Raw genomic sequence first — 13122 nt, 5'->3', positions numbered from 1 at the left:
CTCAATTTAGAGACTTGCGTTGCAAAAATTAAGCGGCGACGCCAGCATCATTGCTCTTGCTCAAGACTCAATCCAGCGTGAAGTTCCTTGGAGCAATCCAAAACAACAATTCCAGCTTTCCACTTAAGCTCAATGCCAAAAATATTCATATGAATAAAAAAGAATTCTTAAATTTAATCGAAGATATCGTCGAATTGGACAGAAATTCTTTATCAGGAGAAGAAAAGCTCGCTGAACTTGAAGGTTGGGATTCCCTGTCCGTCGTGGCATTTATTGCTGCCACAGACAAGCACTTGGGTTCCCCACCCCCGCCTGCCTCCATCGTGGCGGCGGAAACGGTCGCAGACCTGGTCCGCACGGTGGAAGACCGGCTTTCCAACGATTAAAGTCACGCATTATGCCCCAGAGTGTTTTTAATCACGCATCCATTCGGGGGGTGGCATCAGCGGTACCTTCCCGTCGCGAAGGAGTGGAAGAACTGGCCGCGGTTTTTGGGGAAAAAGATGCAGGCAGGCTGGTAAAAGGCACCGGCGTCAAAGAGCGCAGAATTGACCGCAGTCTTTGCACCTCGGATCTTTGTGTTGCTGCCGCCGAAAAATTGATTTCTGAACTGGGCTGGGAGAGATCTTCTATCCAGCATTTGGTGTTCATTACCCAGTCCCCGGATTACCGCCTGCCCGCTACGTCTTGTGTGATTCAACAACGACTGGGGCTTTCTACTGATTGCACTGCCTTTGATGTGAATTTGGGATGTTCCGGTTACACTTATGGAATTTGGCTGACATCCAAGCTCTTGGAGCCAGGTCAGAGAGCTTTGCTTCTGGCTGGAGACACAAGCAGCGCCATGGTTGGTGCTGAGGACCGCTCCGCAGCCCCATTGTTCGGAGATTGCGGGACGGCAACGGCCTTCGAGTTCCCTGCTGATGGTGATGCCCTCAATGAAATCGCATTTATCGGAGGAACCAACGGGGCGGGGCACTCCAACATCATTATTCCTGCAGGTGGTTATCGCGAAAAGAGCAGCCCAATGTCCTGCGCAGCCCAAAAAGGTGCCGACGGTAATCTTCGAACCTCCGAAAACCTTCATATGAACGGTCCGGAAGTCTTTTCTTTTGGTATCCGGGAGGTTCCGCCTCTCATACAAAAGTGCCTCACTCTAAAAGGCTGGGACGCCAGTGAAGTGGATGCCCTCGTTTTTCATCAGGCCAATGCCTTCATGCTTTCCACGATCGCATCCAAAGTCGGCATCCCGATGGAAAAGGTCCCCATGAGCATTGACTGGTATGGCAACACCAGTTCCGCATCCATTCCTCTCACCATGACGGTCTGTCTGCGAGAAGCATTGACCCATGGCGGTGCAAAACTGCTGCTGGCCGGATTTGGCGTCGGCTGGTCCTGGGCTGCTCTGGCGCTGCAACCGGGTCCGATGGTCATGCCTGCACTTGTCGAAGTCTAAAATTGCTTTACTTCTTTCCTGTTCATCTATGCCTGCCATCGTCAATCCGCTCGATCTCTCAGGCAAAACTGTTTTGGTCACGGGGGCATCGTCCGGCATCGGCCGGGATGCCTGCATCCTCCTGTCTGAACTGGGTGCAAAAGTCATCTTGGTGGCACGCAGGCAGGATGAACTGGTCAAAACGCTCGAGAGCATGACGGGAGAGGGACACCATTATTATTCCTTCGATGTCACCCAGGTTCGAGAGACGGCAGCATGGATGAAAACCGTCGCTGTAGAATGTGGACCGATCGACGGCATTGTATGTGCAGCCGGAGCCACAAACACCGAGGCGATCCGCCATCTGGACTTTGATAAAATGGACCACCTGATGGATTTGAATTTCAAAGCAAGCATGGCCATGGTCCACGCGGTGCGCCAAAAACAAGTCCGGAGGAAAGACGGAGGACTGTCCGTGGTGCTCGTCTCTTCCACAGCAGGACATAAAGGCTTTCCTGGACTCAGCATTTATGCGGCCACCAAAGGGGCCATTGATGCAGCCGTACGTGTTTTGGCCATCGAACTGGCACGGGAATCCATCCGTGTAAATTCGGTGGTGCCTGGCCTGGTCCAAACAGAGATGGTCATCAGTTATGAGCAAAATGTAGCAGGCAAGAATGCCGTCAAAGCCGGATTTGATCTGCATCCGTTGGGTGCAGGATTTCCCCGAGATGTTTCCAATGCCCTGGCGTTTTTGCTTTCCGACGCCTCCAGATGGATTACAGGCACAAGTTTGGTCGTGGATGGCGGCAGGCTTGCTTAGAAGTGTCCCGGCCAATCGCAATTCCTGTGCCCGCCAAAAGGAACCGTTTCTAAAATGAAATCACTTTTGCCCGCCCTGGCCAGGTACCTGATCCCGTCTCAGGTTCAGGCCTTTCTCGCTGAAAAAGTGTTGTTCCAGCCTCAAGCCCTGTTTTTGCATGGAGTCGAGGAAGAGCTTATTGATGAACGCATTCAGAACCTGCACATCTGCCTGAATGATTTTGAGGTACTGACCAGATATTTGAAGCGGCGGTTTTGCCTGATTAACCTGGATGAATACCACCAAAGATTAACTGCAAAAGATGGCGATTTGGGCAGATGCGTCATGCTGACCTTTGATGACGGTTATCAAAACAACCATCGTCTTGCAGCCCCAATACTGCGCAGCCTGGATATCCCTTTCACACTTTATCTGACCACCTCATCCATGGAGACAGGTGACCGTTTACCCACATTCATTGCCCGGGCGGCCATCTTTCTGACTGAAAAGTCTCAGTTGCACATCCGGGACCAGACTTTGCCTCTAGGAAATGAAGAGGAACGGCGCGCTGCGGCAGCCCTCATCACCCATCTTTTCAAAACACGTCCGGCGGCCGAGGTACGTGAAATGATCCTGGTCGTCCGGGAGCTCCTGTCTCCTTCCCGCTGGGCTGAAGTCGAAGGAATCTACTCAAGCGACGCTTTAATGAACTGGGACCAGGTGGCTGACCTGCACCGTCAGGGGGTGGTCATCGGTGCCCACGGCCATGAACATTTTCCCCTCCACAGTCTTCATGGCAGGGATGAGATCTCACGACAGATTCACCTTTCTCGGGATGCCATCATCCGCCGCTTGGGGGTATGCAATCATTATGCCTATCCCAACGGGAACGCGGAAGACATCTGCCCCGAAGCAGTCGAAATTCTGGCCTCATCAGGCTTTCTTACCTCGGTCACCACATTCCCCGCCACCATTGCCGCTTCACGACATCCTTTGCTCATCCCCCGCATCTGCGTTTATAATGCCAGCCGGTTCCAAAAATTGGTTTTGCAAGACACCCTTTACAGACGGGGCCGGGACCTCCAAAAATGGCAGTCCGGCATGCCTGGCCAAGCTCCCGGCAGCTCGGCTAATTCACATTAACGGCATTTGAAATGAAGGCATCCATACTCGCCATAGACTACCATCTTCCGTTGGCAGTCCTGACAAACGGAGACTTGGCTGGAGAATTTCCAGAATGGAATGAGCAGGCCATTTTTGCAAAAACCGGAATCACGGAACGCCATATCGCAGCCACAGATGAATATGCTTCAGATTTGGCCTTTGCAGCAGCAACCAAACTTTTTTCACACCCCGGTCTGGATAAAACATGGGTGGAAGCCCTCGTGGTATGCACCCAGTCTCCAGACTATCTGCTTCCCAGTACTGCCTGCTTGCTGCAAGACCGGCTGGGGCTGTCCAGGACAGTTGCTGCGTTTGACTTTACTCTCGGCTGCTCGGGTTTTGTCTATGGCCTCAGTCTGGTCAAAGGCATGATCGAAAGCGGCCAGATCAAAAACGCAGTCCTGGTCACCGCCGATACTTACAGCAAGTACCTGGGGCCGGCGGACCGCAGCGTGCGAACGCTGTTTGGTGATGGAGCCGCCGCCTGCTGGATCACCGCTGTTGAGCAAGAAAAAGAAAGCATCGGACCTTTTGTCTTTGGGACCGACGGCAGTGGAGCCTCCCACCTCATGCTCAGGCAGAGCGCCTCACGTGGTTTTTCCCAGACAGACACGGCTCCATCACCGCCCTGCTACCTGACCATGAATGGGCCTGAGATTTTTCGGTTCACCCTGGATGCCGTCCCTGCCAGCGTTCAAGCCCTCTGTGTGAAGGCAGGCACCCGCATTGATGAAGTGGACCTTTTTGTCTTTCATCAAGCCAACGTGTACATGCTTGAGCATCTGCGGCAAAAGATCAACATTCCGACGGAGAAGTTTTATGTTCACATGCAACATTGTGGGAATACGGTCTCATCTACCATCCCCATTGCCCTGAAAGAGGCGGTTGATGAAGGGCGTCTCAAGCCTGGCATGAATGTCATGCTTGTGGGCTTTGGCGTCGGTCTTTCCTGGGCTGCCACTTTCGTTCGTTGGGGAGATTTCAAATCCCCATCTCTCCCCTGAGAGAGACCTGACCAGTTTCCGTCACAGGAGACAGACAGCCCGCCATCGGGGCTTATTTCCCCAGCACCGCCTTCAGTTCCGCAATGCAGCGTTCATTCTGCGGCATGGTGCCGATGGAAATGCGCACCCATTCCGGCAGCTTGTAGGAGGCCATAGCCCGCAGGATGATGCCCTTGGCCATCATGGCTTTGAAGACGGCATTTCCGTCTCCCACTTTCACCAGCACAAAGTTTGCGTAGCTGGGCACATACTCCAGGCCCATCGCCTCAAACTGCCCCTGCAGATAGTCACGCCCCTCATCGGTGATGGCCTTCGTCCTGTCCTGGTGCTCCTGGTCCAGCAGCCCCGCCAGCGCCCCGGCCTGGGCGATGCTGTTGATGTTAAACGGCTGCCGTGTCCGCTGCAGCACATTGATAAGCTCCGGATTGCCGATGCCATAGCCCACGCGCGTTCCCGCCAGGCCCTGGATCTTGGAAAACGTCCGCAGCACCACCACATTGCGCCCCTCACGCACATACTTCAGCGTATCCGGCGGGTTGTCCAAAAACTCATAATAGGCCTCGTCAAAGACCACCACCACATGCGGCGGCACCTGGTCCATGAAGCGGTCAATCGCCTCCTGCGTGACCAGAGTCCCCGTCGGGTTGTTTGGGTTCGCAACAAAGATCTCCTTGGTCTGCGGTGTGACCGCCGCCGCCATGGCTTCCAGGTCATGCACATACCCCGGGTCATCCACCTCGATCGTATCTGCACCGAAGAGCTTCGCCATCAGCTTGTAAACCAGGAAGGCGTGCTTCGCCGTGATCACATTGTCCCCCGGCTTCAAAAAGGCATGGCCGATGAACTCAATGATCTCGTTGCTCCCGCAGCCCACGATGATGTTCTCCATTTGCAGGTCGAATTTCTTCGCCAGCGCCTCCCGCAATCTGTAAGAGGCCCCGTCAGGATAGATGTGAACCTCTTTCACCGCCTCCTGCATCGCCGTGATCGCCTTTGGCGAGGGGCCAAGCGGATTCTCATTCGAGGCCATTTTGATGATCTCCTCCGGCTTCAGCCCCAGCTCCCTGGCCACATCCTCGATGGGTTTCCCAGGTTCATAAGCGACAAGGTCTTTCAACTGCGGGTTGGCGTAGTTCCAGATGGACATAATGAGCAATAAAAACGTCCCTCCTTTCGCCTTAGATCCCCTGTCTGGCAAGTCCCATCCCCTCCTCACCTCTTCGTTCCTGCCCGCCCGCCAGAACATTCGTCATTCGTCATTCCCACCACTGCCCCTCTTGACCTTTTCCTTTCCCTCACACACCCTGCGATCCCATGCGCAACCCTGACCGCACCCACACGATGGCCGTCTTCTGTGACTTTGAAAACCTGGCCCTCGGCGTCAGGGACGCCAAGTATGACAAATTTGACATGGGCAAAGTACTGGAGCGCCTCCTGGTCAAAGGCAGCATCGTCGTCAAAAAGGCCTACTGCGACTGGGAGCGCTACCGTGAATTTAAAAAGGCCATGCACGAGGCCGCCTTTGAGATGATCGAGATCCCCCACCTCCGCATGTCCGGCAAAAACAGCGCCGACATCCGCATGGTCGTGGATGCCCTGGACCTCTGCTACACCAAGGCCCATGTGGACACCTTCATCATCGTCTCCGGCGATTCCGACTTCTCCCCTCTTGTCAGCAAGCTGCGCGAAAACAACAAAACCGTCATTGGCGTCGGCGTCAAAAACTCCACCAGCGACCTGTTCATCGGAAACTGCGACGAATTCATCTTTTACGACGATCTGGTCCGCGAGCAGCAGAAGCGCCGCTCCACCCGACTGCCCCGCGCCACGGCCACCCCCTCCGCTCCCGCTGCTGAGAATGGCGAAAAGGAGCCACGTCCCTCCAGCCGCGCCCCTTCATCCCGTACTTCCGCTGCAAAAACAGCGGCTGCCTCTTCCGCCCCCGCCGCCGCCCAGGCAGAAGCCAGACCCGCCCTCGCCGACCCCAAACCCGCAGGCGACCCGGAAAAAGCCATCGAAATGCTCATGGAAACTGTGGATGCCCTCATTGGCGAGCAGGGCGGCGACCAGGGCGTCTGGGGCTGGAAGGTCAAGGAGACCATCAAACGCCGCACCCCCCAGTTCAGTGAGCGTTTCCACGGCTTCCGCTCCTTCAATGCCCTGCTGGAGGCGGCGGGCAAGCGCGGTCTGCTGGACCTCGTCTATGATGACCGCTCCGGCGGCTACCGCCTCCGTCTGGGGGCCGTTATTGAGGCCGGAGACGCCCTTCCTCCTGGAGAAGAATGACTTTTCTTTCTGCGCAGGTGAAGCCGCAAAAGATTTTTCTCGCATTTATCCCCCCGGCTTTGTCATACTCGTCATGCGGGTGCGTCTTCGGGCGTGCCTGCACATAACATCATAAACCAAACCATAAACGCACTACTACCATGAAACGAGCACTCCAAAGAGGTTTCACCCTCATTGAACTCCTGGTGGTGATCACCATTATCGCGATCATCGCGAGCCTGGCCGTCCCCACTTACAACCTTATCACCGTCAAGGCCAACCAGATGAAAGGCGGCAGCAACTGCCGCCAGATCATCGGTCTGATGATGACGTTCGCCTCCGACAACAACGGTCTCTATCCGGACTCCGTCACCAATCCGGTTACCGGCAGCGTCGCCCTCACCTCCAACGACGCCTTCCGCATGCTTGTGCAGGAAGGTCTCGTCCAGGATGAGACCATCTTCGGCTGCCCCGGCAGCATGTTCATGCCTGATAAAAACATCGGCATCGCACCCACCTTTGACCAGGCTCTCATCGCCGGGGAAAACCATTGGGCCATGACACAGGGCCAGTCCAACACGACGACCAGCATCATGCCCATCGTGTTTGAAAACCCCGTCGCCGCCGGCTGGCCACCCCAGTGGAATGCGGATGCTGCAGGCAAGCCTGTCGCCGGTCGTGCCTGGCAGGGCGGAACCATCCTCATTGGCAAAAACGACGCCAGTGTGGAAACCGTCAAGCTCATGGCCGCCCAGGGTGCAGCCGTCGGACCCCGCCTTCTTGGCAGCGGTTTTGACATGTTCACCATGGCCAGCCCGAACTCCCCGCAGCAGATCCTGAACATCGTCCCCCGTGGCGGTGGCAGCTTCACCAGCGATCCTACCCAGTCCGGTATGCCTGGTGCTCCTGGCGGTCTTCCTCCAGCCCCTGGTGGCTACGGCCAGCAGCCTGGTATCCCCCAGCTTCCCGGCGCCCCTGCCGGTGGCGCGATGCCTACCCTTCCTGGTGCCCCTGCCGGTGGCGGTCTGCCCCCTCCTCCTCCTGCGCAGTAAACACTGACCCCGGATAATCATCCTGCAGACGCCGCCCGGAGAAATCCTGGCGGCGTTTTTCTTGCTGCATCCTGCCCCCGGAGCGGCATCTTGAGCCTATGCTGTCTTACGTGATTCTTGAGTGGAACTGGCGCACCGTCACCCTGGCCATCCTTACCCTCTCCCTTAGCGTCACAGCCCTGCTTCACCTGCTGAAGCATCACCGCGACCACCGCTCCGCCGCCTTCTGGGTCGCCCTCATCCTTCTCTCCCCCCTTGTTGGAGCCTGTCTGTATGGTCTCCTCGGCATCAATTTCGTCCGTCGCAAAGGCAAGGACTACCGTGGCAGCATCGGCCCGGCCTATCGGGACCCGCTTCCTGCCTGTCCCAACTTTCCTGATGCCGATCCCGTCACCGCTGAACGGGACTGCTCCCTCGCCATCACCCTGGACCGCATCTCCCGCTTTCATTTCACTCCAGGCAACCAGGTGGAGCCCCTCATCAATGGCGACGAAGCCATGCCCGCCATGATCCAGGCCATCCAGTCCGCCCGCACCAGCATCACCCTCTCCAGTTACATCTTTGAGGCTCACCACATTGGCGCAGACTTTGTCCAGGCCCTCACCGCCGCCCATCAGCGCGGCGTCCAGGTCCGCGTCATGGTGGATGATGCCGGCACCCGTTATTCCTGGCCCCCCGTCACCCGCATCCTGAAGAAAAACGGCGTCCCCGTCCGCCGCTTCATGCCCAACCGCTTTATCCTGCGCCTGCTCACCATGAACCTGCGCAACCACAAAAAAATCCTCGTTGTGGACGGGCACACCGGCTTTACCGGCGGTATGAACATCCGCGAGGGCAACATGATCTCCCGCAGCCCCTCCCACCCGGTCCGCGACCTGCACTTCCGCGTCACCGGTCCCGTGGTCGCCCAGATGCAGCGGGTTTTTGCGGAGGACTGGTATTTCTGCTCACATGAAGTGCTGGACGGTCCCGACTGGTTCCCGGAAATCCCCGCCGCAGGAGAGACCCATGCGCTCGGCATCGTGGACGGACCGGATGAAGACTTGGAGGTCATGCCCGTCGCCCTCTTTGCCGCTCTCAATGCCGCCCGCGAGCGCGTCAGCATCATGACGCCTTATTTCCTTCCTACCACCATCCTCATGGCCGCACTGAAACTGTGCGCCACACGCGGGATCCAGGTCACCATCATCACCCCGGCCAAAAACAACATCCCTTTCGTCGCCTGGGCCTCCCGCACCCTCTACCCCGAACTGCTGGAGTCCGGCTGCCGCATCTTCGAATCCCACGCTCCATTCGACCACTCCAAGCTGCTCCTTGTGGACAACACATGGTCCTGCATCGGCTCAACGAACTGGGATCCCCGCAGCCTCCGGCTCAATTTCGAATTTAACCTCGCCTGCCGTTCCCCCTCCCTTGCCACCCGCCTTCAGACCATCTTCGAAGAGCGTCTGAAAGAGTGCACAGAGGTCACCCTCACCACCCTTCAGTCCACCCCCCTCTCCCACCGCCTCCGCAGCGGCTTCGCCCGCCTCTTCATCCCCATCCTGTAGCCTCCTTCATCTTCATTCTGTTCATGACCTTTATCATCATAAAACATTTTAAACCACTAATGCCCGGCATTAGTTTTCAATGTCTGTGAACTGCGAACCAAGCACTCTTAACTCCCTTCTACTGGTCCCCTGTCCTCACCAGTCACCCTTTCGCTTCTCCCCCGTTTCCTCCGCAGCCATGAAACGCCATCTCCTGCCCCTGCTCGCCGCCTTCCTCACCAGCGCCGCCTCGCTTCCCGCCGCCGAGCCCTTCCTGGAAAAGACCGACCTCTTTGAGGCTGGCCAAGACGGCTACGCCCTTTACCGCATTCCCGGCATCGTCGTCACCAAGACAGGCACCGCCCTCGCCTACTGCGAAGCCCGGAAACTGGCCAAGGGCGACTGGGGGCCCATTGACATCGTCATGCGCCGCAGCACCGATGGCGGCAAGACCTGGCTCCCCCGCCAGACCATCGTCCACATTGAGGGCGACCTCCCTGTCAACCCCCTCGCCGCCGCCCAAAACCTGGACAAACCCGGCGACAACACCGCCAACAACCCGGTGGCCTTTGCCGACCGCAACGGCTCAGTCCACCTCCTTTACTGTCTGGAGTACGCCACCTGCCATTACATCCGCAGTGACGATGACGGCGTGACCTGGACAGAGCCTGTGGACATCACCGCCACTTTTGAAAAATTCCGCCCCGGTTATGACTGGAAGATCCTCGCCACCGGCCCTGCGCACGGCATCCAGCTCCGCACCGGCCGCCTCATCGTCCCCGTCTGGCTTTCCCTCGGCACCGGCGGTCATGCCCACCGCCCCTCCGTCACCGCCACCATTTACAGCGATGACCACGGTGCCACCTGGCAGGCCGGCGCCATCGCCATCCCGGATACACCGGAGTGGGTCTATCCCAATGAGACCTGCATCGTCGAGACCCTCGTCGGCACCGTCATGATCAATGCCCGCACCGAATCCAAGAATCACCGCCGCCTCATCAACCTCAGCCGTGATGGCGGCGAAAGCTGGGCCAAGCCCCGCTTCGATGACAAGCTCCTGGAGCCCATCTGCATGGGCAGCATCGTCCGTTATTCCATGCGCCCCGCCGCCGATAAAAACCGCATCCTCTTTGCCAATCCCCACAACCTGGAGCGCTTGGACGGAAAAGAAATCCCCGGCAAATCCCGTGACCGCCGCAACCTCTCCATCAAGATCAGCCAGGACGAAGGCAAGACCTGGAAGTTCAACAAAACCCTCGAGGCCGGCTATGGAGGTTACAGCGACCTCGCCGTCCTCCCCAATGGCGATGCCCTTTGCCTTTATGAGCGCGGCACAGACGACGGTCTCGCCCTCAAAAAGTCCACCCATTACACCCACCTCACCGTCGCCCGCTTTAATCTGGAATGGGCCAGTAACGGCAAGGACAGCCTGAAAGGCCCCCTCAATGGCAAGCTCGATTTCGGCACTAAAAGGGAGGATTTCGAAGTCGCCGGAGTCGAAGGCTTCGTCCTCCATCCGACCAAACCCGCCGCCGATGGCACCCGCCCCTGGGCCTGGTATGCCCCCACCATTGGTAACAACCCTGGGGCCAGCAACACCTGGCTCATCCAGCGCCTTCTGGACAAAGGCTTTTACGTAGTCGGCCTTTACGTCGGGGAAACCTTCGCCAATCCGCAGAGCCGCCAGCAGTTCACCGCGTTTTATAAGCACCTTCGGGAAAACTACCAGCTCGCTCCCAAGGCCGCTCTCATCGCCCAGAGCCGTGGTGGCCTGAATCACTACAACCTCGCCGCCGACCATCCCGAGTGGGTCAGTTGCATCGCCGGCATCTACACCGTCTGCGACATCCGCAGCTATCCCGGCCTGGAACGCGCCGCCCCCGCCTACGGCCTCACCCCGGACCAGCTCAACCAGGAAATCACCCGCCATACCCCCATCGAGCGCCTGGCCCCCATCGCCGCCGCCAAAATCCCCATCCTCCACATCCACGGCGATTCCGATGTCGTCGTCCCCATCGAGGCCAACAGCGGAGCCCTCGCCAAAAAATACCAGGCCCTCGGCGGCCCCATCCAGCTCATCACCATCCCCGGCAAAGGCCACGAATACGACCCCGGATTTTTCGAATCTGAAGAGATGCTCCAGTTCATCCTCCAGCACAGCCTCCCCAAATAGCCCCCTCATCAAGAGGGTCGATTAGACCGCTAATACCCGGCAATGATCACTAATGTCAGAATCAGAGGCTTGGAGCATTAGTGCATATTGCTGAGCATTAGTGGTTTAAAAATCTTTTTACCTTCTTTCACCGGACACTGCTTTCCGCTCCTCCGCTGAAAAACGGAAACCGCCTGGGAGCCCTCCCTTCTAACAAGATGCGTTCCAGGGTTGTCAAATCCACGAACATGCTCTAGCCTGCGCGCCCCTCCGGCCTGGGCGCTGTGCCAGCCGCCATGCCGGACGGGACTTTTATCCGTCTTTAAGCCATGAACATCAACGTCGAACACCAGCCCAACTGCCGCGCCATCGCACACATCCGTGTGCCTGCCGAAGAAGTCGCCAAACAGCGCTCCTCCATCACCGCTTACTTCGCCAGCCAGGTCCGCCTGCCCGGCTTTCGCCCAGGCAAGGCCCCGGCCGCCGCTGTCCAGAAGCGCTTCGGCGATGACATCCGCAGTGAGCTGGAAAAGCAACTCATCAATGACGGTCTGCGCACCGCCATCAAAAACGAAGGCCTGGAAGTCCTGAACGTCCTCTCCGTCACCGACAAGATCCATCACGATACCGACAAGAGCTTCAGCTTCAGCGCCGAAATGAGCCTGGCGCCGAAATTTGAGCTGCCGGATTACACGGGCATCCCCGTCAAGCTCCCGCGCATCGAAGTGACCGACGCGGATGTGGAGCACGACATCCTGCACCTGCGCGAGCGTTACGCCTCCTTTGAGGACATTGACACCCCGGCCGCCAATGGCAACGTCGTCGTCCTTGGTTTCACCACCACCCTGGAAGGCCAGCCCCTGGCCGAAGCCATGCCTGAAGCCCCGGACCACCTCAAGGCCATCGAAGAGAACTGGTTCCTCCTGGATGAAGAGGAAGACTTTATTCCGGGCTTCTACGCCGGCCTGGTGGGAATCAAGAAGGATGAGCAGCGCACCCTTTCCCTGACCCTTCCTGAAGACTTCGCCTTTGAAGCCCTCCGTGGCAAGACCCTGGACCTGGCCATCAACTGCAAAGGCGTGAAGGACAAAGTGGTCCCGCCTTTGGACGAAGAGTTCATCAAGAAGATCGGCGGCGGTGAAATGAACGAAGAAACTCTTCGCTCAGAAGTCAAGGAAGCCATCCGCCGCCGCAAGGAGCAGGCGCGTGAGACGGCCAAGAGCAACCAGGTCATCGCCCACATTTTCGAAAAGGTGGAATTCGACCTGCCCCAGGAGCTGGTGAACCGTGAGGCCCAGCGCCGCACCAACGACATCGCCAACCGCGCTCTGCAGCAGGGCATCTCCCAGGACGAGCTGGTGAAGCAGCAGGACGAAATCCTGAGCAGCGCCACCAACCAGGCACGTCAGAGCGTGAAGGTCAGCTTCATCCTGGAGCAGATCGCTAAAAAAGAAGGCCTCACCATCGGCGACCAGCAGCTCACCTACGCGCTGGCCAATATGGCAGCCCGCCAGAACAAGCCCGTGAAGAAATTCATGGCCGAAGCCCAGAAGTCCGGCATGATCGAGCGCCTACGCGACGATCTGCTGCTGGAAAGCGCCCTGCAGTTTGTGAAAGACAAGGCCGAGGTGGAAGAAACCGAGCCTGAGCCCGAGCATTGCGACACGCATTCCCCGGCTGCCGCATAAGATTTATGCAGCCGAAAAGTTGATCCCACAC

The 13122-nt window shown here is 57.7% G+C and carries 11 protein-coding genes; 10 read left to right on the top strand and 1 reads right to left on the bottom strand.

What is annotated here, in order from left to right; genetic code table 11:
- Window positions 1–77: 77 nt before the first annotated feature.
- From WJU23_RS02895 to WJU23_RS02875, 5 genes are all read left to right on the top strand, one after another.
- Complete coding sequence (locus tag WJU23_RS02895; RefSeq protein ID WP_346331031.1) at window positions 78–386, top strand: acyl carrier protein; 309 nt, start codon at window positions 78–80, stop codon at window positions 384–386.
- Between the two features lie 83 nt (window positions 387–469).
- A complete protein-coding gene (locus tag WJU23_RS02890) occupies window positions 470–1456 on the top strand; it encodes a ketoacyl-ACP synthase III (RefSeq protein ID WP_346331030.1) in 987 nt (328 codons plus the stop codon).
- Complete coding sequence (locus WJU23_RS02885) at window positions 1443–2258, top strand: SDR family oxidoreductase (RefSeq protein ID WP_346331029.1); 816 nt, start codon at window positions 1443–1445, stop codon at window positions 2256–2258. Before WJU23_RS02890 ends, WJU23_RS02885 begins: the two co-directional genes overlap by 14 nt.
- A 66-nt stretch (window positions 2259–2324) precedes the next feature.
- Window positions 2325–3380 carry a polysaccharide deacetylase family protein gene (locus WJU23_RS02880; RefSeq protein ID WP_346331028.1) on the top strand — a complete coding sequence of 352 codons (1056 nt, stop codon included), beginning with the start codon at window positions 2325–2327 and terminating at the stop codon, window positions 3378–3380.
- Window positions 3381–3391: 11 nt separating this feature from the next.
- On the top strand, window positions 3392–4405 hold the full coding sequence (locus WJU23_RS02875; RefSeq protein ID WP_346331027.1) for a ketoacyl-ACP synthase III: 1014 nt from the start codon (window positions 3392–3394) through the stop codon (window positions 4403–4405).
- A gap of 52 nt (window positions 4406–4457) precedes the next feature.
- On the opposite strand, the gene hisC is transcribed toward WJU23_RS02875, so the two are convergent.
- The gene (gene hisC, locus WJU23_RS02870; RefSeq protein WP_346331026.1) at window positions 4458–5552 is read right to left on the bottom strand and encodes a histidinol-phosphate transaminase; all 1095 of its coding nucleotides are present in this window, start codon (window positions 5550–5552) and stop codon (window positions 4458–4460) included.
- A gap of 167 nt (window positions 5553–5719) precedes the next feature.
- Between hisC and WJU23_RS02865 the strand changes: the two genes are divergently transcribed.
- The 5 genes from WJU23_RS02865 to tig all read left to right on the top strand — a co-directional run bounded on the left by WJU23_RS02865 (window position 5720) and on the right by tig (window position 13091).
- Window positions 5720–6691 carry an NYN domain-containing protein gene (locus WJU23_RS02865; RefSeq protein WP_346331025.1) on the top strand — a complete coding sequence of 324 codons (972 nt, stop codon included), beginning with the start codon at window positions 5720–5722 and terminating at the stop codon, window positions 6689–6691.
- 140 nt (window positions 6692–6831) lie between these two features.
- Window positions 6832–7722 carry a prepilin-type N-terminal cleavage/methylation domain-containing protein gene (locus WJU23_RS02860; RefSeq protein ID WP_346331024.1) on the top strand — a complete coding sequence of 297 codons (891 nt, stop codon included), beginning with the start codon at window positions 6832–6834 and terminating at the stop codon, window positions 7720–7722.
- A 98-nt stretch (window positions 7723–7820) separates the two neighbouring features.
- Entirely contained in the window at window positions 7821–9272 is a 1452-nt protein-coding gene (gene cls, locus WJU23_RS02855; RefSeq protein WP_346331023.1) for a cardiolipin synthase, read from the top strand.
- A 178-nt stretch (window positions 9273–9450) separates the two neighbouring features.
- Window positions 9451–11424 carry an exo-alpha-sialidase gene (locus WJU23_RS02850; RefSeq protein WP_346331022.1) on the top strand — a complete coding sequence of 658 codons (1974 nt, stop codon included), beginning with the start codon at window positions 9451–9453 and terminating at the stop codon, window positions 11422–11424.
- Window positions 11425–11732: 308 nt separating this feature from the next.
- The gene (gene tig, locus WJU23_RS02845) at window positions 11733–13091 is read left to right on the top strand and encodes a trigger factor (protein WP_346331021.1); all 1359 of its coding nucleotides are present in this window, start codon (window positions 11733–11735) and stop codon (window positions 13089–13091) included.
- Window positions 13092–13122 lie beyond the last annotated feature (31 nt).

This window comes from Prosthecobacter sp. SYSU 5D2 (assembly GCF_039655865.1).
Lineage (GTDB): Bacteria > Verrucomicrobiota > Verrucomicrobiia > Verrucomicrobiales > Verrucomicrobiaceae > Prosthecobacter.
Note: the sequence above shows the minus strand (reverse complement) of the source record. Positions and strands in the feature narration are given on the sequence as shown.

What these genes read in the sequence shown, in the direction of transcription:
- WJU23_RS02865 (WP_346331025.1), top strand. Translation starts at nt 5,720, where the DNA reads ATGCGCAACCCTGACCGCACCCACACGATGGCCGTCTTCTGTGACTTT.
- WJU23_RS02875 (WP_346331027.1), top strand. Translation starts at nt 3,392, where the DNA reads ATGAAGGCATCCATACTCGCCATAGACTACCATCTTCCGTTGGCAGTC.
- WJU23_RS02860 (WP_346331024.1), top strand. Translation starts at nt 6,832, where the DNA reads ATGAAACGAGCACTCCAAAGAGGTTTCACCCTCATTGAACTCCTGGTG.
- WJU23_RS02850 (WP_346331022.1), top strand. Translation starts at nt 9,451, where the DNA reads ATGAAACGCCATCTCCTGCCCCTGCTCGCCGCCTTCCTCACCAGCGCC.
- cls (WP_346331023.1), top strand. Translation starts at nt 7,821, where the DNA reads ATGCTGTCTTACGTGATTCTTGAGTGGAACTGGCGCACCGTCACCCTG.
- hisC (WP_346331026.1), bottom strand. Translation starts at nt 5,552, where the DNA reads ATGTCCATCTGGAACTACGCCAACCCGCAGTTGAAAGACCTTGTCGCT.
- tig (WP_346331021.1), top strand. Translation starts at nt 11,733, where the DNA reads ATGAACATCAACGTCGAACACCAGCCCAACTGCCGCGCCATCGCACAC.